General features: G+C 59.5%; 24 protein-coding genes. 14 read left to right on the top strand and 10 right to left on the bottom strand.

The window, feature by feature from the left end; all coding sequences use genetic code 11:
- The first annotated feature begins 7 nt into the window (after window positions 1-7).
- On the top strand, window positions 8-1225 hold the full coding sequence (locus ACP7B9_RS16635; RefSeq protein WP_425865085.1) for an aminotransferase class I/II-fold pyridoxal phosphate-dependent enzyme: 1218 nt from the start codon (window positions 8-10) through the stop codon (window positions 1223-1225).
- Between the two features lie 4 nt (window positions 1226-1229).
- Here ACP7B9_RS16635 and ACP7B9_RS16630 read toward each other — a convergent pair whose 3' ends face one another.
- A complete protein-coding gene (locus tag ACP7B9_RS16630) occupies window positions 1230-1655 on the bottom strand; it encodes an acyl-CoA thioesterase (RefSeq protein WP_425865084.1) in 426 nt (141 codons plus the stop codon).
- A gap of 204 nt (window positions 1656-1859) precedes the next feature.
- On the opposite strand from ACP7B9_RS16630, the gene ACP7B9_RS16625 reads away from it, so the two are divergent.
- The 3 genes from ACP7B9_RS16625 (at window position 1860) to ACP7B9_RS16615 (ending at window position 3988) form a co-directional block, all read left to right on the top strand.
- Window positions 1860-2333, top strand: a complete 474-nt coding sequence (locus ACP7B9_RS16625) for a hypothetical protein (RefSeq protein ID WP_425865083.1) — start codon at window positions 1860-1862, stop codon at window positions 2331-2333.
- A gap of 106 nt (window positions 2334-2439) precedes the next feature.
- Window positions 2440-3285, top strand: a complete 846-nt coding sequence (locus tag ACP7B9_RS16620; protein WP_425865082.1) for a hypothetical protein — start codon at window positions 2440-2442, stop codon at window positions 3283-3285.
- Window positions 3260-3988, top strand: a complete 729-nt coding sequence (locus ACP7B9_RS16615) for an HIRAN domain-containing protein (RefSeq protein ID WP_425865081.1) — start codon at window positions 3260-3262, stop codon at window positions 3986-3988. Before ACP7B9_RS16620 ends, ACP7B9_RS16615 begins: the two co-directional genes overlap by 26 nt.
- Window positions 3989-4152: 164 nt before the next feature.
- Here ACP7B9_RS16615 and purB read toward each other — a convergent pair whose 3' ends face one another.
- Window positions 4153-5595 carry an adenylosuccinate lyase gene (gene purB, locus ACP7B9_RS16610; protein WP_425865080.1) on the bottom strand — a complete coding sequence of 481 codons (1443 nt, stop codon included), beginning with the start codon at window positions 5593-5595 and terminating at the stop codon, window positions 4153-4155.
- Between the two features lie 138 nt (window positions 5596-5733).
- On the opposite strand from purB, the gene ACP7B9_RS16605 reads away from it, so the two are divergent.
- Both ACP7B9_RS16605 and ACP7B9_RS16600 read left to right on the top strand, forming a co-directional pair.
- Window positions 5734-6126 carry a hypothetical protein gene (locus ACP7B9_RS16605; RefSeq protein ID WP_425865079.1) on the top strand — a complete coding sequence of 131 codons (393 nt, stop codon included), beginning with the start codon at window positions 5734-5736 and terminating at the stop codon, window positions 6124-6126.
- A gap of 115 nt (window positions 6127-6241) precedes the next feature.
- Window positions 6242-7825, top strand: a complete 1584-nt coding sequence (locus ACP7B9_RS16600) for a hypothetical protein (RefSeq protein WP_425865078.1) — start codon at window positions 6242-6244, stop codon at window positions 7823-7825.
- Between the two features lie 81 nt (window positions 7826-7906).
- Here the strand turns inward: ACP7B9_RS16600 and ACP7B9_RS16595 are convergent, their stop codons facing one another.
- Entirely contained in the window at window positions 7907-8335 is a 429-nt protein-coding gene (locus ACP7B9_RS16595; RefSeq protein WP_425865077.1) for a phage holin family protein, read from the bottom strand.
- A 65-nt stretch (window positions 8336-8400) separates the two neighbouring features.
- Here ACP7B9_RS16595 and ACP7B9_RS16590 point away from each other — a divergent pair, with 65 nt between their 5' ends.
- From ACP7B9_RS16590 to ACP7B9_RS16575, 4 genes are all read left to right on the top strand, one after another.
- Entirely contained in the window at window positions 8401-9522 is a 1122-nt protein-coding gene (locus ACP7B9_RS16590) for a histidinol-phosphate transaminase (RefSeq protein ID WP_425865076.1), read from the top strand.
- Between the two features lie 164 nt (window positions 9523-9686).
- A complete protein-coding gene (gene pdhA, locus ACP7B9_RS16585) occupies window positions 9687-10952 on the top strand; it encodes a pyruvate dehydrogenase (acetyl-transferring) E1 component subunit alpha (protein WP_425865075.1) in 1266 nt (421 codons plus the stop codon).
- Window positions 10949-11923, top strand: a complete 975-nt coding sequence (locus ACP7B9_RS16580; protein WP_425865074.1) for an alpha-ketoacid dehydrogenase subunit beta — start codon at window positions 10949-10951, stop codon at window positions 11921-11923. The genes pdhA and ACP7B9_RS16580 overlap by 4 nt, the downstream gene beginning before the upstream one ends.
- A 13-nt stretch (window positions 11924-11936) precedes the next feature.
- Entirely contained in the window at window positions 11937-13316 is a 1380-nt protein-coding gene (locus ACP7B9_RS16575; protein WP_425865073.1) for a dihydrolipoamide acetyltransferase family protein, read from the top strand.
- 92 nt (window positions 13317-13408) lie between these two features.
- Here the strand turns inward: ACP7B9_RS16575 and ACP7B9_RS16570 are convergent, their stop codons facing one another.
- From ACP7B9_RS16570 to ACP7B9_RS16550, 5 genes are all read right to left on the bottom strand, one after another.
- Window positions 13409-14722 carry a PLP-dependent aminotransferase family protein gene (locus ACP7B9_RS16570; protein ID WP_425865072.1) on the bottom strand — a complete coding sequence of 438 codons (1314 nt, stop codon included), beginning with the start codon at window positions 14720-14722 and terminating at the stop codon, window positions 13409-13411.
- Window positions 14723-14781: 59 nt separating this feature from the next.
- Complete coding sequence (locus ACP7B9_RS16565) at window positions 14782-15384, bottom strand: GerMN domain-containing protein (RefSeq protein WP_425865071.1); 603 nt, start codon at window positions 15382-15384, stop codon at window positions 14782-14784.
- 147 nt (window positions 15385-15531) lie between these two features.
- Entirely contained in the window at window positions 15532-16323 is a 792-nt protein-coding gene (locus ACP7B9_RS16560) for an alpha/beta fold hydrolase (RefSeq protein WP_425865070.1), read from the bottom strand.
- A 100-nt stretch (window positions 16324-16423) separates the two neighbouring features.
- Window positions 16424-17182, bottom strand: a complete 759-nt coding sequence (locus tag ACP7B9_RS16555) for a sulfite exporter TauE/SafE family protein (protein ID WP_425865069.1) — start codon at window positions 17180-17182, stop codon at window positions 16424-16426.
- A gap of 33 nt (window positions 17183-17215) precedes the next feature.
- Window positions 17216-17602 (bottom strand): helix-turn-helix domain-containing protein, encoded by a 387-nt coding sequence (locus tag ACP7B9_RS16550; protein ID WP_425865068.1) that lies wholly within the window; start codon window positions 17600-17602, stop codon window positions 17216-17218.
- A 36-nt stretch (window positions 17603-17638) separates the two neighbouring features.
- On the opposite strand from ACP7B9_RS16550, the gene ACP7B9_RS16545 reads away from it, so the two are divergent.
- The 3 genes from ACP7B9_RS16545 to ACP7B9_RS16535 all read left to right on the top strand — a co-directional run bounded on the left by ACP7B9_RS16545 (window position 17639) and on the right by ACP7B9_RS16535 (window position 20833).
- Entirely contained in the window at window positions 17639-18664 is a 1026-nt protein-coding gene (locus tag ACP7B9_RS16545) for a Gfo/Idh/MocA family protein (protein WP_425865067.1), read from the top strand.
- Between the two features lie 84 nt (window positions 18665-18748).
- Window positions 18749-20023 carry an MFS transporter gene (locus ACP7B9_RS16540; protein WP_425865066.1) on the top strand — a complete coding sequence of 425 codons (1275 nt, stop codon included), beginning with the start codon at window positions 18749-18751 and terminating at the stop codon, window positions 20021-20023.
- A 108-nt stretch (window positions 20024-20131) separates the two neighbouring features.
- Entirely contained in the window at window positions 20132-20833 is a 702-nt protein-coding gene (locus ACP7B9_RS16535; RefSeq protein WP_425865065.1) for a heme oxygenase (biliverdin-producing), read from the top strand.
- An 85-nt stretch (window positions 20834-20918) separates the two neighbouring features.
- Here the strand turns inward: ACP7B9_RS16535 and ACP7B9_RS16530 are convergent, their stop codons facing one another.
- Entirely contained in the window at window positions 20919-22340 is a 1422-nt protein-coding gene (locus ACP7B9_RS16530; protein ID WP_425865064.1) for a DUF2079 domain-containing protein, read from the bottom strand.
- A 100-nt stretch (window positions 22341-22440) separates the two neighbouring features.
- Here ACP7B9_RS16530 and ACP7B9_RS16525 point away from each other — a divergent pair, with 100 nt between their 5' ends.
- Window positions 22441-22941 (top strand): DUF456 domain-containing protein, encoded by a 501-nt coding sequence (locus tag ACP7B9_RS16525; protein WP_425865063.1) that lies wholly within the window; start codon window positions 22441-22443, stop codon window positions 22939-22941.
- A gap of 10 nt (window positions 22942-22951) precedes the next feature.
- Here ACP7B9_RS16525 and ACP7B9_RS16520 read toward each other — a convergent pair whose 3' ends face one another.
- The gene (locus ACP7B9_RS16520; RefSeq protein WP_425865062.1) at window positions 22952-23422 is read right to left on the bottom strand and encodes a hypothetical protein; all 471 of its coding nucleotides are present in this window, start codon (window positions 23420-23422) and stop codon (window positions 22952-22954) included.
- Window positions 23423-23456: the final 34 nt, after the last annotated feature.

Below are 23456 nucleotides of genomic sequence, written 5' to 3'. Positions count from 1 at the left end.
AGTTCCCATGCGCAAACCTCTTACCGTTGCCGCCCGCGCGGACGTCCAGCCCTTTGCCGTCATGGACATTCTGCAGCGGGTTGCCGATCTTCGCGCCGCTGGACGGGACATCATCTCGCTGTGTGCCGGTGAACCCAGTGGCGGCGCACCGAGTGCTGTTTCTTCCCGTGCCGCAGAGATTCACGCCTCGGGAATGCCGCTGACGTACACGCCGACTCTGGGCATTCTTGACCTTCGCCAGGCCATCGCCGGCCATTACAAACGCTGGTACGGAATCGATGTGCCCGCACGCAATGTTGCCGTCACGACCGGCTCATCCGGCGCCTTCATGCTGCTGTTTCTTGCGGCGTTCAACCCCGGTGACAAGGTGGCCTTGGCCCGCCCCGGCTACCCGGCATATAAGAACATCCTGAAGGCCCTGGGTATTGATGTCATCGAGCTCGACGCCGGATCAGGCTCCCACTTTCAGCCAACCCCCGAGCTGCTTGAGGCCGCCGTGAGGGAGCACGGTCCGCTGGCCGGGCTGGTTCTGGCATCGCCCGCCAATCCCACCGGAACCATGGTTTCGCGTGCCGAATTGACCGGTTTGAGCAACTGGTGCGGGGAGAATGGGGTGCGGCTGGTGAGCGACGAAATTTACCATGGCATCACCTACTCCGCCCAAGGCGACCCCGATCCAAAGGGGGTCTGCGCCTGGGAAATGGACAGGTCCGGCGTCGTCATTTCCAGTTTTTCAAAGTACTGGGGGATGACCGGATGGCGGCTCGGGTGGGCGCTGGTTCCCGACGACCTGGTGCAGGCCGTCGACGCACTGGCCGGAAACGTTGCGCTGTGTCCGCCAGCCCCGGCCCAGATGGCGGCCGTCGAGGCGTTCAGCGAGCAATCCTATGCCGAGGCGGACGCCTTTGTGGCGGAATTTTCCCGCATGCGCGACTACATTCTGGATAAGGTCGCAGACCTTGGCTGGACGGATGCAGCCCCAGCCGACGGCGCTTTTTACTTCTATGCCAACCTGGGCCCGGCACTGGCAAACTTCGCGGATTCGGGCCGGTACTGTGCGGCCCTGTTGGAAAGCGAGGGTGTGGCTCTGGTGCCCGGCGCGGACTTCGATGGCGTGGGTGGTTTCGCCACGGTTCGCTTGAGCTTCGCCGCCGGGTACGACGCCGTTTGCCAAGCCTTGGCGCGAATCGAACGTTTTCAGGCTGCCAACGTGGGCGCGCGCTGAGCAGCTAGTCCTGCGCGTTCACATTCTTTTTGGGGATCCGGTCACGATCGTAGGTGATGGAATCGTAGCCGTGTGGTGCCGGCTTACCATCTTCGCCCAGGTTCACGAACACGATTTTTTCTACCGTAAGGATTGATTCGCGGGTAAAGATATTGCGTACTTCCGCCCGCATCGTCAATGAGGTCCGGCCAAAGTGCGTTGCCGTCAGGCCCATCTCGATGAGGTCGCCGAGGACGGCCGAGGAAACGAAGTTGATCTCCGACATGTACTTGGTCACGGCCTTGCCGTTTCCGAGTTGGACGATGGCGTAAATGGCCGCCTCTTCATCGATCCAACGGAGCAGACTGCCGCCAAAAAGTGTGCCATTGGCGTTGAGGTCTTCGGGCCGGACCCACTTGCGGGTGCGGAAGGTAATGTCACCAGAGTTCATAGCCGTAAATGTACCGTGAATACACGGTGCGTGGGCCGGTTTTGTTGCCCACAACACATCATGTTTTGTACCACTTGCTCCTTGTTTCGGAGCGCTAATTCCTCCACAAGCAGTTGTAGAGCGGGTATGGTTCACAATCGCTGCTGGTGCTCTTCTCATGGCACTTTCCTCTACGGATCATTGGTTCTGTGGAAAGGAAAACCTATGGATCAATGTGGTGGCGTGCCGAGTGAATCGAACGAGGAATTTCAGAGACAGTTCAAGGAACTGACGGACAACTTCATGGTGCCGTATCCAAATGAGTGCATCATCTGCTTTCTTGTGCGGTCCATGGCGCTCTTGGAACCGTCCGGGTTTGCCATGACGGCCAGTTATCGGAAGCACAACGCGCCGCGCGCCACCAATCTGGGCGGGCGGCTTTTTCGCATGGGCATCTATGGGGATTGTCAGCTGATCCAGGAGGGCGTGGTGATCAATCTAGCGATTTGGGATGTGGAGTGTTGCCCGGATTGCGGCATGCCCGGAGAAGTTCCGGACTGTCTTGAAGTGCGCCGCGGATCCACCCAGCCGTGCAAGCTCTGGCGGTGGCGACGTGATGTAGAGCGTGAGAGGTTTGACGCATTGCCAAAACACTTCTCACAAGGATGTGCGGCACTTGGCGATGGGTCAATAGACTGACCAGAAGAACCTGAGAGCTGGAGGAGGTGGCGCAATTTCCAATTTCGATCCAAATGAGTGGAAAGTAATCGAAGTCGCTAGCGGTAACGACTCTGTAGATGAGCCAATGGGGACCAAAGAAAAGTTCTGGACAGAGGGACCCGATGGTGCGTCCTGGCTGTTCAAATATGCGCGAGTCGCTGTCGACGGTTACATAAGCGGAGAAGACTGGGCAGAGTGGTTGGTTTGCGGGCTGGCTAAGATCCTGGGAGTTCCTGCCGCAGAGATCCTTCCGGCCCAATGTCAGGGGAAACGAGGCCTCATCTCGCGCACTATTGTGCTGCCCGGTGAAGAGCTAATTCATGGCAACGAAATTTTGGGGGCAGGGAATAGCGGGTACGATCCCAACTTAACGACCGAAAATCCAAATTATCGAGTGGGTGCAGTCCGAGATGCCCTCGATGCAGCAAGCCCTCAGGTTCCGTGGCAAGATCTGGCAGGTATGACGGCTTTTGAGGTTTGGGCCGGGTATTTGACCATGGATGCATGGGTAAGTGGATGCGATCGTCATGATCAGAACTGGGGGATGACGGATGATGGTTTCACGTTGAGCCTTGCGCCTTCATTTGATCACGGCAACGCGCTGGGATTTCAAGTGAGGCCAGAAAAGCATGAACAACTATTGAACGATGATGACTTCTTTTTGCGGTGGCTAGAGCGAGGTCGATGCCGATACTTTGCTGGAAGACCAAGAGTCACGGAGTTGGCTTGGGAAGCGCTGGCATTGTCTTCTGAATGGTCACGTTTGTATTGGCTAGAGCGGCTTGCGAACGTGAACATGGACGCGGTGGTCACACTGGTCCATAGAGTTCCTGAGACAATAATGTCAGTAGGAACGCGTAGATTTGTTTTACAACTGCTTGTGACCAATAGAAGGAGAATTCTCGATGGCAACTATCATGTTGACCCGTAAAGAATCGCTGGGTCTTAGTGTTGAGCGGAGCCTACTTGTCATTTGGAAGCACCCGGAGACGAGACGTTCGCGACGGGTTGGCAAGCTGGACCATCTTACTGATGGTCGGTTCGCTTTCAGCTACCTTGACGAGTCGCGCGACGCCGCGGATTTTCGACCTCTAGTGGCTTTTCCCGACATGGACTCAACTTATGTATCCGAGAATCTTCCGCCGTTCTTCCGAAATCGGGTAATGAATTCCGGGCGACCAGACTATGAAGAATTTCTCGGTTGGCTGGGTCTCGACTCGAGAAACCCCGATCTTCCGATTGAAATCCTTGCACGCACGGGTGGACCAAGAGCAACGGACACGTTTCATATCGTTGATGCTCCAAACGCCGATGTCGAGGGAGTTGTCACTCGCTTTTTTGTTTCTGGTGTCAACCACTGCGAAGGAGCATTGGATAAGATCCAGTCGATGGCGGAGGGTGCGGAATTGTCCCTGCGACCCGAACCGTCGAATCCATATAATCCCCACGCTGTGCTAATCGACGAAAGCGACGACAGCTCCATTGGATGGGTGCCGGACTGGCTATTGACTGAACTTCAGCCACTCATTCATGAGGGAGCCACAATTCGCGTCTTTGCAGATCGAGTTAATTTGGATGCTCCAGCCCATTTGAGCGTGCTCTGTCGCTTGGAGAGATACTCAGCGGGGCGTTAACCACTGTCGTCCGGCTGAGCGCGAAAGTGTTGGCTACCACTGGCCAGTAAATGAATCAGCGGGGTGGGGCCCAGGTTGCAATTTTTGCTTGCTGACATGGGCCCCACCGTCGGTTTCAGCCGCTCCCGCAATCCGGGTGCCGCCGACGCGGGCCTGCTTGAAAACTACTTGTTCAGGTGATCCACTAGGGACTCGGCGATGCCGATGTACTTGCCCGGGGTCAGGTCCAGCAGGCGCTGCTGCGCACCAGCCGACAGGCCAAGGCCTGAGACGAATTCCTGCATGCGCTCGGCGTCCACGCGGTGGCCGCGGGTCAGGTCCTTCAAGCGCTCGTAAGGATCTTCCATGCCCTCAACGCCAGCAATGGCTTCGGCGCGCATCACCATCTGGATGGCCTCGGCGAGAACTTCCCAGTTGTGGTCGAGGTCGTCGGCCAGGATGGCTTCTGCGGTGTCCAGTCGGCCCAGGCCGCCCAGAACGTTGTTGATGGCCAGCAGGGAGTGGCCAAATGCCACGCCGATGTTGCGCTGGCTGGAGGAGTCCGTGAGGTCGCGCTGCCAGCGGCTGGTCACGAGGGTTGCGCCCAGGGTATCCAGGAGTGCGTTGGAGAGTTCCAGGTTTGCCTCGGCGTTTTCGAAGCGGATCGGGTTGACCTTGTGCGGCATGGTCGAGGAACCCGTGGCGCCCGGAACGGGAATCTGCGCGAAGTAGCCGATGGAGATGTAGCTCCACACATCGGTGCACAGGTTGTGCAGGATGCGGTTGAAGCGGGCCATGTCGGCGTAGAGCTCTGCCTGCCAGTCGTGCGATTCAATCTGCGTGGTCAGCGGGTTCCAGGTCAGGCCCAAGGCTTCAACGAAGTTCTTGGCGACATCCTGCCAGTCGGCTTCGGGAACGGATGCGTAATGTGCCGCGTAGGTTCCGGTGGCGCCGTTGATCTTGCCCAGGAATTCTGTCTTGGCAATGCGATCAAGCTGGCGAGTCAGGCGGTGCGCCGTGACGGCCAATTCCTTGCCCAAGGTGGTGGGTGTGGCCGGCTGGCCGTGTGTGCGGGACAGCATGGGCACGGCGCGGTTTTCCTCGGCCATGGCGGCAATCTTGGCAACAAGGCCACGGGCTGCCGGCAGCCAGACGTCCTCCACGGCACCCTTGACGCCCACGGCGTAGGAAAGGTTGTTGATGTCTTCGCTGGTGCAGCCAAAGTGGACCAGCGGCTTCAGGCGCTCTAGGCCCAAGGCGGCAAGACGGTTGCCGATGAAGTATTCCACAGCCTTGACGTCGTGGACGGTGACTTTCTCGATATCTGCCAGTTCCGTTACGGACGTGGCGTCAAATTCGGTGACGATTGACCGCAGTCCGGCCTGCTGCTCAGCAGTCAGTGGTTCGGTTCCCGGGAGCACGTTGTTGCTCGTCAGGTGGATGAACCACTCAACTTCAACGCCAACGCGGTCGCGATTCAAGGCCGCTTCAGACAGGTAGTCCACCAGAGGGGCAACGGCTCCGGAGTAGCGGCCGTCGAGGGGGCCCAGCGCGATGCGCTCGGAAGAAGCGGCCAGTGACAGGCGGCCGGAAGGGATGCGGGCTGTGGCGTTTGCTGAATCAGACATGCCTCAATTCTTCCATGAACCGCCCATTCCTCCACAGCGGGGTCCAGCATGGCTACATTCCACAATCGACTAGGCGGCTCTGGTGCCGTCATATAGGTCTTTCTAAGCTGGCCTAAAGCGATATGGAAGGAGACGGCAATGGGATATCCAGGAGGGACGATCTTGGGCCCACCCGGAGTTGCTGCGGCCGGTCCATCGGCCGAGGCAGTGGTGGTTGTTGCTCAGCGGCTGGCTGGGGTGGCACAGGAAATTCAGGCTTTACGGTTCCGAATGGCCCAGCTTGATGGAGTGGATTGGAATTCAGTCGCGGCCGCTGCTTTCCGGACGTCCTTGGCCGACGTCGACGCCACGTTCAACAGGACCGGCAAGCAAATTGGGACTGCTGTTGATCTGCTCGGGAGCTACGCCTCATACCTTCGTGCTGCGGCCGACCCCGTCACTGGCGGTGATGTGCGGTGGGGTGCGTACCCCGGTATTGGCCCCAGTTGGGGCGGAAATTTGGGTATGAGCCGGGTGTGGACTCATTTTTAGGCCAATGACGAAAGACCAAAGACAGTAACGGCGCGGCGGGCAGGGCGACGAAACCACATGACCGGGCTGGCCATTGAGACCTGCTGGCCTCGGAGACACAAGGAAAGGTGTCAACGTGCAGTGCGAACGTGACGGGACCACATTCACATATTTGGGCGGCGTCGGTTCTATCAGTGGCACCTTTGCCGACATCAGCGCTGCTGCCGCTGAGCTGCGCCAGATCGCGCAGCTTTTGGATCCATTGGAAACCCGCTTGTGCTCGGAATGGACGTGGCTTGGGGATGCGGCTGTGGGGGCGGACGTCTACCCGCTCACGAGCCTTGAAGCCATGAGGGATGCCTGGTGGCTGTCGATGAGCCTGCATGGAAGCATCCTGAAGTTGGCCGAAAAAGCTGGGCAGGCGGGAACGAACTATGCCGAGGCAGAAGCGCGCAATGCCAACGCGGTGGCTCAGGCAGGGCGCATGACGGCCCTCGGCAGTGGGCTGAATACGTGGGCTTTGGGACCCCTCGGGGCGCTTAAACTCGGCAGCGAGCTGCTTGGCTTGCTTACAACTGACAAACCCAAAAATGACAAAGAGTCCGGGCTTCGCGACTCTATGGAAAAAGCTCTCAACGAAGGAGCCGCCTATACCGCCGGGGCCCTGGGCCCCGGAGTGGCCTTCGCGTACCTGCTCTCCCGCATCGGGAAAGGTGCTGATGGTTCAGCCGGCTCGCGGCCAGCCTTCGGTCTACGGAAAGCCGCGGACGGAATGGGACTGGCCCGTCCCGGACATCTTGTGGTGCGGCAGGTATCGGAACAGGAATGGAATCCGGCCAAGGCAAAATTCTATCCACCCGGGCATGCGATCACTTCGGCCGGGGAACCATGGAGTGAAGTTGCAAGTATCCAAGCCATGCTGGGCGGCAGCCAGGACGCGTACAGATACCCGCCGGGTTCAATCGGAGTGGTGCGGGTAGACAGGCCCGATGGAAGCCATGCGTGGGTTGTTCACCTGCCGGGCACCGAGGACTGGTCAACGTTTGATAGTCCCAACCCCTTTGATATGGAGGGCAATATGGAGGGGATGACGGCGGCCCATCAGGAAGCATTCAAGCAGCAAGAGGTGCTCGTCCAGCAGCTAATCAAGGAATCCCTCGCGACCTCGGGAGCCATGCCAGGAGAGGATGTCTTGCTCACCGGACACAGCGGCGGAGGCATTCACGCCGCGGCAGCCGCAGCTGATCCGGCATTCCTGGCAGACGTTAACGTAAAGATGATCGTGATCGCAGGATCGCCAGCCAAAAATACCGGTGTGGGGGAGGGGATCTCAGTACTAGATCTGCAGAATGAAAACGACATTGTCACAGCCGTTGATTTTGGTCCGCCAGAGCCATCCAACAACTGGGTGACAGTTACCTCCCACCGTCCGCCCAATGCTGACGATTCCGGCTTGGGCGGAGTGCTGGCCCAGGCGCATTCCTTGGAGAACTATATTGACGATGCCGCGGCCCTAGACCAGAGCGACGATCCAGCCATGGTGGTCTCCGGCGAAAAGCTAAGGACATTTTTAGGTGTCGGGGTAGCCGGGGCGACTGTTGCTGGCACCAAATGGGTTTACCAGGGGCGCGACGTTGACGATCAACCGAAGCGGAAACTCGGTCCTATCTGGGCAAAGAAACCGGGAGAGGCCGAACGCTACCGCCTCGGTATTCGGTGACAGAACGGGGCAGGACCGAAGGTGCCGGGGACGGGCATGTCAGGAAACGTCGGTCACCGAAGTCTCTAGCGGTGTGAATTCTTAGCGGTGTGAATCCGATTTGCTGACGCCGCCAGCAACCATGGAAACCACGCTAATGATCAGCGCGGCAAGGATCGCCGTCCAGAAGAAACTATCGATAGTCAGCGCCACCGGCGTAAACGTAGTGATCCAGGCTGTTAGCCACAGCATGGCGGCATTGATGACAATCGTGAACAGGCCAAGGGTCAGGAGTGTCACCGGCAGGGACAGTAGTTTCACCACGGGCTTGACCAGGGCATTGACAATGCCAAAGACCAGGCCAATGAACAGGTAGGCCAAGATCGTGTTGATGACGTGGGCGCTACCGCTGGCACCGCCCACATCTTTGCCAACAACGGATGTCGAGGCAATGTTCATCCCCGGTAGAATCCAGCCAGCAACCCACAAGGCAAGGGCGTTGATGGCAATTCGAATAATAATTCTTCCCATAACCCAATAGTTCCACATTCTCGGCCCTGGGAGGCTGTGAAGTGACGCTGTCATAAGCTTGAGGCATGACCGAGACGAACAGCACTGGAAAAACCGGCGTGCAGCCTCGACCCGTTGTGGGTCGGCTGCCGAAATACGCGGCAGGGAAACCGCCGGTGGACGTGCCGGGTCTTGAAAGCTTCAAGCTATCCTCCAATGAGAACCCTCTGGGTCCGGTACCTGCCGTATTGGAGGTCCTGCGAGGCGCGGTTGACCTTCACCGCTACCCCGACACCAGCTGCACACTCCTGCGCAATGCGTTGTCCCAGTTTCTGGATCTCCCTGCCGATGACATTGTCACTGGAGCTGGCAGCCTCGGTGCCCTGAACCAGATTCTTGCCGCGTTTTCCGGCCAGAATAACGATGGCGTGCCCGACGAGGTCATTTACGCTTGGCGGTCCTTCGAGGCTTACCCGATCTGCGTAGGGCTTGCCGGTGCCACGAGCGTCCAAGTTCCCGTCCGCGCCGACGGCGGCCACGATCTTGATGCGATGGCTGCCGCTGTCACTGACCGGACCAAGGTTATTTTGTTGTGCACACCAAACAACCCCACCGGCCCGGCGCTGCGCTCGCAGGAAACCGAAGATTTCATCCGCCGCATTCCTGCAAACGTTGTCATCGTCATTGATGAGGCATACCAGGAATTTGTGCGCGCCGAAGACGCCGTGGCCGGCGTGGAGCTGTACCGCAAGTACCCCAATGTCATGGTGCTGCGCACATTCTCAAAGGCGCATGGACTAGCCGGGCTTCGTGTGGGTTACTCCATCTCCCAGCCCGAGATCACTCAATATCTGCGTGCCGCGGCAACGCCCTTCGCCGTATCTGGAATCGCTGAACAGGCGGCCATCGCGTCTCTGGAGAACTACAGTCAGGTTGTAGAAAGAGTACAAAGTTTGGTGAATGAACGCACCCGGGTTGTGGCTGGTTTGAAGGCCCTGGGCTGGGCAATTCCCGACGCCCAGGGAAACTTCATCTGGTTGGACCTCGGCCCCAACACGCAAGACTTTGCGGCGGTGGCGCTGGACCACGCGCTTTCGGTGCGGCCGTTTGGGGACGAGGGAGTGCGGGTGACCATCGGGGAAGTCGAGGCCAATACTCGTTTTCTTGAAATCTGTGCGGCCTATACAAAAGAGCCACGGCGTTCCTAGCGATTAACAAAGGCATGATTTGCCTATCTGTACGGATACAGTTGTAAATCGAAAACGTATATATATGCGCCACGGGGAATGCATTCCCGAAGGGGCATATATCGGTACCAACGAGTCGGGACAGGGAGCCAATGCCCCTGGGATTCGGCAGACGAGGAGACAGCATGGGCGCCGCCCAACAAGCTGCCAGTGATTCACGCGAAGCAGCTTCAGCAGGCACGGGTTCAGTCAACACGGGTCTGGATGCGCCAACGCGCCCTCAGGCTGGTGAATCCGCCGGTGTATTGCGCGCCAATGCGGTGGGCCCTGAAGAAGCCGTCCAGCTTCTGAACGAGCATGGAAAATCCCTCCATGATGCGACCTTCAGTCCGTACATCGAGGCCCTGAGCCCTGAGACCATCCGTGGTTTCTACCGCGATATGGCAATTGTGCGCCGCTTTGACGTGGAAGCTACCGCACTCCAGCGTCAGGGCGAACTGGCCCTGTGGGTTCCGGTCGTGGGCCAGGAAGCCGCCCAAATCGGTTCCGGCCGCGCCATGAACCCCGCCGATTACGCGTTCCCCACCTACCGTGAACACGGTGTTGCCTTGACGCGCGGGCTAGATCTTGCTGACTTACTGAAGTTGTTCCGCGGTGTTTCCAACGGTGGTTGGGATCCCCGCGAGACCAACTTCCACCTGTACACGCTGGTTCTGGCCGCCCAAACGCTCCACGCGGTGGGCTACGCCATGGGCGTCCAGCGCGATCTGGCAGCCGACCCCACAACCGAGCCAGCCGCCGTCGTGGCTTACTTCGGTGACGGGTCAAGCAGCGAAGGCGACGTTCACGAGTCGATGGTTTTCGCCTCGTCCTACAACGCTCCCGTCGTGTTCTTCTGCCAAAACAACAACTGGGCCATTTCGGTCCCGTTTGAGGTTCAGTCCAAGATTCCGTTAGTCAACCGTGCAGCTGGCTACGGCATCCCCGGAATTCGGGTTGACGGCAACGATGTCCTTGCGGTCTATGCGGTGTCTAAGTGGGCCCTTGATCATGCCCGCGACGGCCATGGCCCCGTGCTGATCGAGGCCTCCACGTACCGCGTCGGCGCGCACACCACGGCCGATGACCCCACGAAGTACCGTGAGAACGCCGAGGAAGAGCTCTGGAAGACCAAGGATCCGCTCCAGCGTCTGGAAACGTACCTGCGCGCGGAGAACCTGGCCGATGATGACTTCTTTGCCCAGGTAAAGGGCGACGGCGACGAGCTGGCTGCCCATGTCCGTAAGGCGACGCTGGCGCTGGGTGGGGCCGACATCCGTCAAAAGTTCGCGACCGTGTATGCCGAGGCGCACCCATTGGTAGCCGAAGAGCTGGCATGGTTTGAAAAGTACGAGGCGTCCTTTGCTGATGCCAACACGCAGAACGCACAAACCCAGGGCGGTGCAGCATGAGCACGATGACCATTGCAAAGGCCATCACAGAAGGCCTGCGCGCCACGCTGACCAATGATCCCAAAAGCTTCCTTATGGGTGAGGACATCGGATCCCTGGGTGGCGTATATCGCGTCACCGAGGGTCTGAAAAAGGAATTCGGCGCGCACCGCGTCATGGATACCCCGCTGGCAGAATCCGGCATCATCGGAACCGCCATCGGCATGGCATTGCGTGGACACCGGCCCATTTGCGAGATCCAGTTCGACGGCTTTGTGTTCCCGGCCTTCAACCAGATCACGACACAGCTGGCCAAGATCCACACCCGCACCGACGGCCAGCTCAGCGCACCCGTGGTTATCCGCATTCCTTACGGCGGTGGAATTGGTTCGATCGAGCACCACTCCGAATCGCCCGAGGCGCTTTTTGCCCACACGCCTGGTCTGCGCATCATCACTCCGTCCAATGCCAACGATGCTTACTGGATGATCCAGCAGGCCGTTGAATGCAAGGATCCGGTCATTTTCTTTGAGCCCAAGCGCCGTTACTGGCTCAAGGGTGAGGTTGACACCGAAAACTCGCCCGGCGATCCTTTCAAGGCCCATGTGGTGCGCGAAGGAACCGACGCGACTCTTGTTGCCTACGGCCCGCTGGTTCCCGTGGCACTTGCCGCCGCCAACGCCGCAGCAGAGGACGGTCACAGTGTTGAGGTGATCGATCTGCGTTCCATTTCGCCGATCGACTTCGACACGGTGGAAGCATCCGTGAACAAAACGGGACGCCTGGTAGTGGCTCACGAGGCCCCCACTTTTGGTGGCATTGGCGGGGAAATAGCCTCCCGCATTAGCGAACGCTGCTTCTACTCGTTGGAGGCCCCGGCCATCCGCGTGGGCGGCTTCCACATGCCCTACCCGGTGGCCCGCGTTGAAGAACATTACCTCCCGGACATTGACCGCATGCTGGAGGCGTTGGACCGCGCCTTCGCATACTAGGAAGGCCAGCACCATGTCGAAGCTTTCGTATTTCAACCTGCCCGACGTTGGCGAAGGCCTGACCGAGGCCGAAATCGTCTCCTGGAAGGTCAAGCTTGGCGACACAGTTGCCATCAATGACGTCCTTGTGGAGATTGAAACGGCCAAGTCCATTGTTGAGCTGCCGTCGCCTTATGCGGGCATGGTGGCCCAATTGATGGTGGCCGAAGGTGACACGGTCGACGTGGGCACCCCCATCATTGCCATTGGTTCGGAGGTTTCCGCGCCTGCTGCCGCGCCAGCAGCTGTCTCGGCCGCCCCTGCTGCACCTGAAGATGACGTTATGAAGCCGCTGGTTGGCTCCGGTCCCAAGGCCGACGCCGTCAAGCGCCGTCCGCGCGTAGGCTCGCCAACCGCCGTGGTTTCCCCTGTCACTGACGTAGCACCGGCGGCTCCCGCGGCCAAGGCACCCGCCCAGGTTCCGGCGTCGAGCATTCCGACACAGGTGAAGCCCGCACCCAAATCCAACCGTGTACTAGCCAAGCCGCCCGTACGTAAAGCGGCCAAGGATCTGGGCATTGACCTCAATGAGGTCTCTGCAACCGGTTTGCGTGGCGAAGTGACCAAGAAGGACCTGCTCAGCTACCAGGACCAGCGCACGGCCGAACAGGATGGTGCTGGCACGTTCTGGGCCCCCGCTACGGGCAGTGGCCTGGCCGACGATCCGCGCATTGAACGTATCAAGGTCAAGGGAGTGCGCAAGGCAACGGCGAAGGCCATGGTTGAGAGCGCCTTCTCGGCACCGCACGTGAGTATCTTCGTTGACGTGGATGCTTCGCGCACCATGGAATTTGTGAAGCGGCTCAAGGTTTCCCGCGACTTTGAGGGCATCAAGGTTTCGCCGCTGTTGATCCTCGCCAAGGCTGTCATTTGGGCGGCCGCGCGCAACCCATCGGTCAATGCCACCTGGACCGGCGATGAGATCATCATCAAGCACTTCATGAACCTCGGCATTGCCGCGGCCACGCCGCGCGGGCTCATGGTTCCGAACATCAAGGATGCCCAAAACCTGTCCCTGAAGGAACTGGCCATTGCGCTGAACTTGCTCGCGACAACCGCACGGGCGGGAAAGACACAGCCGGCCGATATGCAGGGTGGCTCGCTGACGGTGACCAATATCGGCGCACTCGGCATCGACACAGGAACGCCCATCATCAACCCGGGCGAAGTGGCGATCGTGGCCTTTGGAACCATCAAGCTAAAGCCCTGGGTGCTGGATGGCGAAGTCATTCCGCGCTGGATCACCACACTCGGCGGATCCTTCGATCACCGCGTAGTGGATGGGGACCTCTCCGCTCGATTCATGGCCGATGTTGCTGCCATCTTGGAGGAACCGGCGCTCCTGCTGGACTAGCCAAATCTGGACTAGCCAAAAGCAAAAATGCCGCCGTTACTGACTATTGCCCCCGTTACATGAGCGGCAAAAGTCAGGAACGGCGGCATTTTTTATTGTGCTGCGATGGCTTCCGCCAAGACCGGGGCCAGGCGCTTGACGCCTTCCCGCAGGGTCTCCGGGGGAACAGCACTGAATGCCAAGCGCAGCTTGTTGCTGGGCCCGCCGGCCGCGGAGAATGCGGCACCCGGAACGAAGACCACGCCGGCGTCTATGCCCTTATGTAGCAGCGGATATGTATCGATGCCCTCGGGAAGAGTCAGCCAGACAAAGAAGCCGCCTTCCGGGCGGGTCCAGCTGACACCGGCCGGCATGAACTCCTCAAGGGCTGCCAGAAGGGCAGCGCAACGCTCGGCGTAGATGGCCCGGTACGTGCTGATCTGCCCCTGCCAGTCATAATTGCGCAGGTATTCGCTGACTAAGAGTTGATTGAACGTGGGCGGGCACAGTGTCACGGCTTCGCTGGCCAGGTAGTATCGCTGTTTTAGATGAGCCGGTACCAAAGCCCAGCCGATGCGCAGTCCCGGGGCGAAGATCTTGGAGAACGAGCCTAAATACAGCACGTCCTCGGGGTTGGCAGCGCGCAGCGGCTCCGGCAGGATGCCGTCGAACTTCAATAGCCCGTAGGGGTTGTCCTCCAGGACTAAAATATTCGCGTCACGGCATATATCGACAATTTCCTGACGACGCTCCGGAGCCAACATCGCCCCCGAAGGGTTGTTGAAGTTGGGGATCGTGTACAGCAGCTTGATGCGCTTACCCTCAGCCTGGAGTGCCGCGATGCGCTCCCGCAGCTGCGCAGGAACGATCCCGTGCTCGTCGACCGCCACCGGCTGGACGTCCACTTGATAGGCCTCGAAGGTGTTGAGAGCGCCAACATACGTTGGATCCTCAAGCAGGATGACATCCCCTGGATCACAAAAGACCTTGGCGGCTACGTCTTGGGCGGATTGCGAACCGGCTGTGATGACAACATTGTCGGGATCGGCGTCGAGGATACCCTCGGCGGCCATGACCTCGCAGATCTGGGTTCGCAGTTCCAAGGTGCCCTGCCCGCCGCCGTACTGCAGGGCTTCCAGGCCATGCTCGGCAATGATGGACGCGGCCGTGGCGGCGAGGCGTTCCAGGGGCAACGACTGCAAGTATGGATTTCCGCCGGCCAGGGAGACGAGACCAGGTTGCATGGAAATTTCGAAAACATCGCGTACTGCGGACTGCTTGATGTTCGCGGCGCGGGCGGACAGCAGCGCTTCGTGTCTATGCGTGCCGGCGGTTGCGGCGGTGGACTTGGCCCGGGAAAGGGCATCGACGGCTTCTTCGGACAGGGTTTCGGCGGCGGCGTTGGCGTCGGAGGCTGGAGTGTTCACGTGCTCAGGATATAACCATTGTTGCTAAATAGGCATCAAATGTTTTTCGAGGGCGTGCGCTATTTCAGGCTAAGGGCCTCACTCAGCGGTTTTCCGTTGATGGTGATCGCCACCGGTCCGCCGGCCGCCTCTTGAGCCGTGAGAAGGAGCTGCTGCTCAATGCGTGGAATATCGCACTCTCCGGCCACGGCTAGGGAGCCGTCAAGATGCGCCGTAATGGCGCTGCCGCTGCGGTCAATGCTGGTCACAGCCAAGGTGGATTGCCACAGGGCGTTCCGCAAGCCCGATTGCCCAAGCTGCTCGGTGTGGCTGGCCAACAGTGTCCGCAATGCCGCCTCAACAGGATCGGTAAAACTCACCGACGGGCTCGTCACGGCGACGGCGCTGTCACCGCAGCCGACCAGGGGACCGGCCGTCCCGCCGTCGCCCACTGCAATGAAGTAGGTGATGACCGAGGCGTTGGTTGGCAGGACTGTCGGCTCGGGGAGGTTCGACGTCGGAACTGGACTCGGAGCGGCAGTCTCGCCACCCGCCGGGGCACTGGGAGTCACAGTGGCCGCACTGGACGAAGCTGGGGGAGCGCCGTAGGGGGTTCCTCCCGTGCAGCCGCCCAGAATCAGTGCGGCTCCCATCGCGAGTGTCAAGACTGCAAACCTTTGCATGACAACCTCCCGGTGCGCCTTCGGGGACTATAAAGTCCGCTACTAACAAGCTACGACCGCCCGCCTCGCGGAGGTAGTGTCACCGACGAAAGGGCATGTAAATGCAACCTCATCGCGGTGTGGTCACGGGGCCGGAGGTGTCGTCTTTCATGCCGATTCGTTCAGGAATCGAGCTATCCGATCGGCGAGGACGGCAGGTTCCCAGCTGTGGTTTGCGGCCGGAATTCGCTCAAAAATGGCATCGGGGACGGTGCTTGCGATGGACTCGGCCGCCGGTGTCATGATCGGCAGCGTCTGCTCACCCACCAGGACCAACGTGCGCGCGGTGATAGCTGAAAAGAGTTCTCCGCGCGGGGCGCTCTGTGTCCAGGCCAGTGATTCGGAATCTGGCTCCAGCGATGGGCCCATGGCCGTCATGGTTGGCCACCCTGGGCTGTTGCGTGCGCCCTCGAGCCACTCGGGCGGCATGTCCTTCATGAAGAACTCGATGGTCTCATCCGGGGTTCCGTTGGCAATCTTCTCGCGCAGGCCGGCAAGAAATTCGGCCCCTTCACTGCCCAGCTCCTCACTCAGTGGCACCTCAAAGAGCACCATGTCGGAGATCTCAAGGCCCGCCGCGGCAGCCGCCAAGCTGATGGAACCGCCGGAAGAGTTCCCGACAAGTGCAACGGGGCCGCCCGCCGCATCGATGAGGGCACCTATGTCCTCGATGGTGTTGGCGAGCGTGAACGACGGAGCCTGAGCACTTTCGCCGCGGCCGCGCCGATCAAAATTAATGACAGTAAATCCGTGTCCTGCCAGCAAGGTGGCCATGGCGGAGGTGGTGGCATCGAAGGCCCTGAATTGCATGGCGCCGCCCACAAGAATCACAGCCTTACCCGACCCCTGAGAATCGTAGGCGATACGGGTTCCGTCTGCCGAGGTGACGAAAAGGCTCATGGTTGCTCCTTGGCGATGTTTGGGAAAGTGGCGGGCTGCTCACGGGTTACACGAAGGAACGCTACTGCCGTGCGCCCCCCGTGTCCATGAAATCCCTGCTTCAGGCGAAGAACACCATTTTTACCAGCGCTGCCGTGCCAACCACGATGATCGTCGCTCGCAACGCCACGGGTGGAAGCATCCGTCCGAACTTGGCGCCAACCAATCCACCCAACAGGGAACCGCACGCTATCAATGCGGTCACCCGCCAATCGATGTACTGCCAGGCCATAACCATGAACGTGAGAGCCGCGATGCCATTAACAGCAGTCGTCAACACGTTCTTGACGGCATTGATTTGCTGCAACGCAACCTGGGTCATGATGCCCATCAGCCCGACGATCAAGATGCCTTGGGCTGCTCCGAAGTAGCCACCGTATATTCCCAGCACAAAGATGCCGGCAATCAGGCCCGCTGTTCCGTGGGCATGGGCGGTTTTACGGCGCAGGGCAAGCCGGCCCTGCAATGCGGGGCCAAACGCGACCATCAAGATGCCGATGATGATCAGCGCCGGCACAATAGTCCCGAAGGCCGACGGCGGCAGGACGAGCAGGAGGACGGCTCCGGTCAGCCCGCCAACAAGAGACGCGGGCAAGAGCCGTCTGAGCATGCCCTTGTTTGGTGCCAATTCCTTGCGGTAGCCCCAGGTCCCTGACAATCCACCAGCTACCAGACCGATGTTGTTGGAGATGTTAGCGGTCAGGGGCGGATACCCAAAGAGCAACAGCACGGGAAATGTGACAAGGGTTCCGGAACCAACCACAACGTTGATCGTTCCGGCCCAGAAGCCGGCGAAAAATATCGCCGCGAGTTCGAGCATAGGAAGTCCTAGAAGATGAATCGAGACTCGCGTTTATGCCTCTGTGGCAGGCGTGGCCAGTTTTTGGGTGGCCAGCCACGCCATGATGTCCTGGCTGCGGATGCGCCGGTGGGAGCCGCGATACTGGACGGCAATCGCACCCCTGTCGGTGAGGTTGCGCAGGAAAGTGTGTGAGATGCCAGCCAACTCTGCAGCTTGTGAGGTGGTGAGCAGCTCGGCGACGCTGGCCACGCTCACCGCGTCACCACGGGAGAGGCGCTGCAGGAGATCGAGCACGGCCTCCCGTGCGCCGTCGTCCAAGCGGTGGGCCGTCCCATCAACAAACACCGTCACATCGTTGCTGTCGGCGAGGGTGCGGGCAAGCTTTGCCTGCGCGGCGGAAGTCAGCGGAGAACTGACTTTGGGGGCAACTAATGTCATGGGAATCATAGTAGCGCGGACGGTAGGCTGGAAGACATGACGCACAAGATTCGTACGGCACTCCTAGGCTATGGCCTCGCTGGGAGTGTCTTCCATGCTCCTTCGCTGGGTCTGCTTGAGCAGTTCTCCCTTGATGTGATTGTGGCCTCTGATCCGGGCCGCCAGGCGGAGGCTCGGGCGGCCCACCCGCACACCAAGGTGATCAGCCGCGCGGAGTGGACCGGCAGCCAGAGCGACATCGACCTGGTGGTTGTGGCAACACCACCGGCAAGCCATGGATCGCTTGCGGCTGCGGCGATCGAGGGCGGCTGTGCCGTGGTCGTGGATAAGCCATTTACGCTGACCAGCACCGAAGGTGAGGCGCTGGTTGCGCTGGCCAAGAAGCACGGTCAGATTCTCACCACCTACCAAAACCGGCGCTGGGACGGGGAGTACCTGACACTGCAGAAGCTGCTGGCGCAGGGGGCGCTCGGAGAAATCCGCCGCTTCGAATCACGGCTTGAACGTTGGCAGCCGGAGATTACCAAGGAATGGAAGCTCCAGGCCACCGCAGCCACAGGCGGCGGACTGCTTTTTGACCTGGGTACCCACCTGATCGATCAGGCCCTGCAATTATTTGGGCCTGTGGATCACGTCTACGGTGAGCTTGCTGCCCGCCGTCCTGCCGAACGGGCCGAGGATGATGTCTTCGTGGCGTTGCAGCATTCTGGCGGCGTCACATCGCACCTTTGGCTTAACGCTTGCTCCGCGCAGAACGGTCCACGGTTTCGTGTTCTGGGTTCGGAAGCTGCCTACGTTAAGTACGGTGCCGATGTTCAGGAGAGCCAGATCCGGGCAGGAATCATGCCCGGTACGGTGGGTTATGGAATTGAACACCAGGGTAGCTGGGGCTTACTTGGACGAGGCGAAAACACCGCAGCCGTGCCTACCGAGCAGGGCAATTTTTCCCGCTTCTACGAGTTGCTCGCGGCCGCCATCCTCGATGGTGCGCCAGTGCCCGTTGACCCGGAGGATTCCATTGCCGGATTGCGGATCATTGAACGAATCCGCGCGTTGCAGTAACTTTGCCTGCCGGGGTGGGGGTGACGCGTAAGCTGGGGCGACGGTAGGAAAAGTAAACGCGATGACTGGGGGGCGAAAGCCACTGTGACGAGTAATCAAACCGGCGGCACTGCCCCGCAGCAGGCGGACACCTTGGCGCTGCAAGAGCCAACCGTCAATGTGCGGCATCGATGGACAGCCTCCATCATTCTCGTAAATGTCGGCATCAATGCCGCATTCTTCGGCCCCCTTCAGGTGTTGCTGGGACAGCAGGCAGCAGATTTCAGTGAAGCAGACAAAGAGGGAATTCTGGCCCTTGTCACGGGCGCTGGCGCCGCAGTCTCGCTCGTTGCGAACCCACTCTTTGGGACCTTCAGTGATAGAACCATTTCCAAGTTCGGCCGCAGGGTTCCGTGGGTTTTCATTGGCGCATTGCTTGGAACCATAGGGTTGATCGGCCTAGCTGGCGCGCCAACGGTAGCTGCCATGACGCTCCTGTGGTGCGTGGTGCAGTTAGGTTGCAACGGCGCGCTCGCAGCCACCACAGCCGCCATTCCGGACCAGGTGCCTGTGCGTCAACGCGGGATTATTGGTGGGCTTTCCTCCATGGGAACTGTGGTGGGCATCCTGATGGGTGCAGCCATAGCGGCTGTGGTGGCGGGAAACTTCTCCCTTGGCTTCATTATTTGTGCTGTGGGACTTTTGCTCGGCATGGTGCCGTACTTGTTCTTCTCCAATGATCAGGTGCTGTCTGCCAACGACAGGCCACCCTTTACCTGGCTCAACTTTGCCAAGGGCTTTTGGATCTCACCTAAGCGCTACCCGGATTTTGCTTGGGCATGGATAACCCGATTCTTGGTCAACGTTGGCAATCACCTCGTGACTCTTTATCTGCTGTTTTTCCTCACCGACGCCGTCGGATATGAAAACCCAGAATTTGGCGTCCTGGTCCTCACGGGCGTCTATGCGGTTTTGACGTTGATCACGGCCGTTATTGGCGGACGGTGGACGGACAAGGTTGGCAAGCGCAAGCCATTTGTCATCGCTTCATCGGCCATCATCGCCTTGGCCGCGCTGATTTTGGCATTCTTCCCCACCTGGATTGGCGCCCTCACCGGTGCCGCCGTTCTTGGCATTGGTTACGGCGTATATCTCGCGGTTGACTTTGCCCTACTCACCCAGGTGCTTCCTTCAGCGGCAAGCCGCGGCAAGGACATGGGTGTTATCAACGTAGCGAATTCGCTTCCCCAGGTCATCGCTCCGATCATTGCCTGGCCGCTGGTCACCGTTATGGGCGGCTACGTGACGCTATACGTTGTGGCTGCGATTATTGGGCTGCTTGGGGCGGTCTTCGTCGTGAAGATCAAGGGCGTGGCATAACAAACTGGCACTATGACAAATTTCGGTGACACTGTGTCATAAGCTATTGACACAGTGTCACCAACTTTGATTAGCTAAGGTAATCATTACCTAATTATGGAGCTGATCATGTCCGCAGTTGCCGTTGAATTCGTTGTACGAGAGACTTCCTTGGCCCTATCGGAAGAGCTTCGGTCCCATACCGCAGCAGCCCACACGGCCGCCGAGGACTCCTCCTTTGTTGCCGAATTGATGGGTGGGTCCTTGGACGCCGCGGCCTTGGTGAGCCTGCTGGATCAAAGTTTGGTCATTTATCGTGCCTTGGAAACTGCGCTTGCCCTTCATGTGAATCACCCGCAGCTGGGTGCGTTCATCGACCCGAAGTTGGCACGGGTTAGGGCTCTGGAAGCTGACATGGCCTACCATCACGGTGAGAACTGGGAGGCGAAGTTGGCTGACGGGAGCATCGCGATCATGCCCGCCACGGTGGCCTACGCCGAGGCTCTGGCAACGTTGGGTGTTGAATCGATCGAGTTCCTGCTGGCCCATCATTACGTGCGCTACATGGGGGATCTTTCCGGTGGATTGATCATCTCCCGCATGGTGCAGCGTCACTACGGCATCGCCGATGAGGGACTGAATTTCTACACTTTCGACGCCATTGCCAAGCCCAAGCCGTACAAGGACGCCTACCGAGAGCTTCTGGATACGAGCGATTTCAGCCGCTCGCAAAAGGACGCCATCTTGAACTTCGCGGCCGAATCGTTTGAGCTCAACCGGGCAGTCTTCGTAGATCTGGCGGCGGCCCGCGCAGAAAATTCGGCTGCCTAACCAGCTACAAAAACGGAATGGGCGACGGCGGCACGCGGGTGCCGCCGTCGTCCTTTCCTTACGGGGTGCTCAAGTGAGGTGAGGCCTACTGCTTTTGGGCTACTTGGTAGCGGGCATCCGCGAAGACGGTGATGTACTGGGCGCCGGGGAAGCGTTGGGCGGCCTCCGTGGCGACGGCGGTTGGTGCGGTGCCGGGGCGGCCGGAGATGTCGATGAGAACGTACTCCGGTGCGGGATTGTTGCTATTGCCGATCCAGTAAACCTCGGTGCGGTCCACAAGGTAACTCATGAGCGAGATATCGGTCTCGACAGTTGCGCCGTCGGGCACCGCCGCCAAGGCCTTCTGTGAGGATTCAGCTGTTGTGAGTGCGAAGTTCTTGTCTGTGTCGGCCAACTTACCGAAAGCGTATTGGCTGGTCAGGACCACTGAAATCAACAAGATGGTGGTTCCAAGAAGAAGCCTGAGGCGTGCTGAGTTGAGTACCTTTCGGCGGGACAGGGCGTCGATGGAGGCACAAAAGACGACAGGCATGAGTACTGCGCTGTACTGCCATTCCTGCCCCCAGTACACGGGCAGTTCCGAGAGGAAACGCCAAGCAAGGGTGGGTAGGACGATCAATGTCAGCGGTGAGAAGAGGCACAGTCCGGCCGTGATGGTTGCCAAGAGGATCACCGTAATGACTTTGTCGGCTTGGAAAAGTGAGGCCGGATTGCTGAGCAGTCCGCTGATGTTGAGTTGGCTTTCGTAGGCCCATTGATCGCCCGGGTTCATGGCCGGCAGGATGATCTTGGTGGTCAGAATGAACCAGCCGACTCCCCAAGCCGAGAGCCATAGGCCCGCAGCCGTGCGTGCGCGCCAAGCCATGACGAGACCGATGACAAAGACCGTCAGCCCCAAATCTTCTTTAACGAAGACCAAAAGCGAAGCCCAAATCCAGGCCGAACGCCACCGCTCCTCCAGCAAAGCAACGAGTGAAAGGGCCAGGAGCGGAACCGCGAAGGCAACCTCGTGGAATTGGGAATCGATGGCTGATTGGAGTCCCCAGCTCAGTGCGTAACCAGCACCTAGGCAGGCTCCTGTGATGGGCCCCAGCCGTTTGATGGCGAAGTGGCAAATGACCACTACCGAAACGGCAAGGAGTAGGTTCTGCACAACGAGCAGCGTATAGGCGTTGGGAAACAGCCGGTAGAACGGGGCCAGAAGCACTAGCAGTGGGTGGAAGTGATCTCCGAGCAGGTTGTATCCATCGCCTTTGATGCTCACAATGGGCGCCTGGAAGTGGGCGTAGTCCTTGGCCAGCTGGGTGAAGATCCCTAGATCCCACGAGCGGATGGCGAAACTCCGCCACTGCAGCCAAGAGAACAAGGAGTACACGATGAAGGCAAGTGCACCCACGAAGCCCGCCAGTGCCAATGGCGTAGCGGAGGCAAGCTGGAAATCGGCCAGTCGTGCGGAACTGGTCGGCGCCGGAGTGGCCAGGGGGTTGGGTTTCTGCTCAGTGGTCACAATGAAAGTCTAGGCCGCGGCGGACCCGGCCAGCGGCGACCTGCCCTGCAACCGAACGCACCTTCCGGCGTCGAGCATGAATTTCTGGCACGATTACAGCATGGATGCACAGATCATTTGGACGATAGTTTGCGGCTTGGCCATTGTGGTGGGAGTGACCGGCGTAATTATTCCTGTCTTGCCGGGCAGTATCTTGATTGGCATCAGCCTGCTGGTTTGGGCGCTGGTGCTGGGATCGCCGCTTGGGTGGATCATCTTTGGCATCGGGGCGGTGTTCGTTGCCGCCGGTATGGTTTCGAGCGCAGTACTGACTGGCCGGGCCATGAAGGAGCGTTCCATTCCAGGGCGTTCGGTGGTGATTGGGCTGGTGCTGGGCGTGGTGGGGTTCTTTGTGATCCCCGTGGTGGGGCTGTTGGTGGGGTTCGCCGTCGGACTGTTTCTTTCGGAGCTGGCGCGGCAGAAAGAAGTTCGTCCCGCGATATCGTCTTCCGTGGCAGCGCTAAAGGCTATGGGGCTGGGTATTCTGGCCGAATTTGGCTTTGCCTCACTGGCTGCCGGAACCTGGGCCGCAGGGGTCCTGATCCATTTCCTCAACCGCTAGCCACGCCGATTTAGGGAACATTAAGCATCGCGCTGATGTCCGCCATGCGTCCGCCGCATCGTTCATCGCCTGACACCCGAGTCCAATTCACGGCCGTTGACTGGGCTGCCAAAACCTTCCCACTTTCGTCGAACATCCTGAAGTTAATGGACGATGGCGGCTGCGCACCAAGGGTCAAGAGCCAGGTCCCGTCCTGTTGATGTACCAAAATGTTTGTGTCACCCGAGGAACTCTTTGCGAATGTCGGCGACGCGGGAGTGCAGCTCGTGCCAGCGCAGGCTGTGATCGCCGAGACGTTGGAGGTGCTGGCCAGGCTGCCCGCCAAGGAAACCGAAAGATGGTTGTCCCAATTGGGCACCGAGCAGGGCCGGCTATCGCGGTCAAGCACAAGGGCGCCAATGATGAAGGCCATGCAAAAGGCCGCAACAAGGGGAACCAGGATGAATTCCACGCGGCGGCGGGAAAGTGGGACTGCGCGCATGGAGCTATGCTATCGAACGACTCTGACTGTTTGC

Source organism: Arthrobacter sp. TWP1-1 (genome assembly GCF_049897845.1).
Classification (GTDB): Bacteria; Actinomycetota; Actinomycetes; order Actinomycetales; family Micrococcaceae; genus Specibacter.
This window is presented reverse-complemented; position numbering and strand designations above follow the sequence as displayed.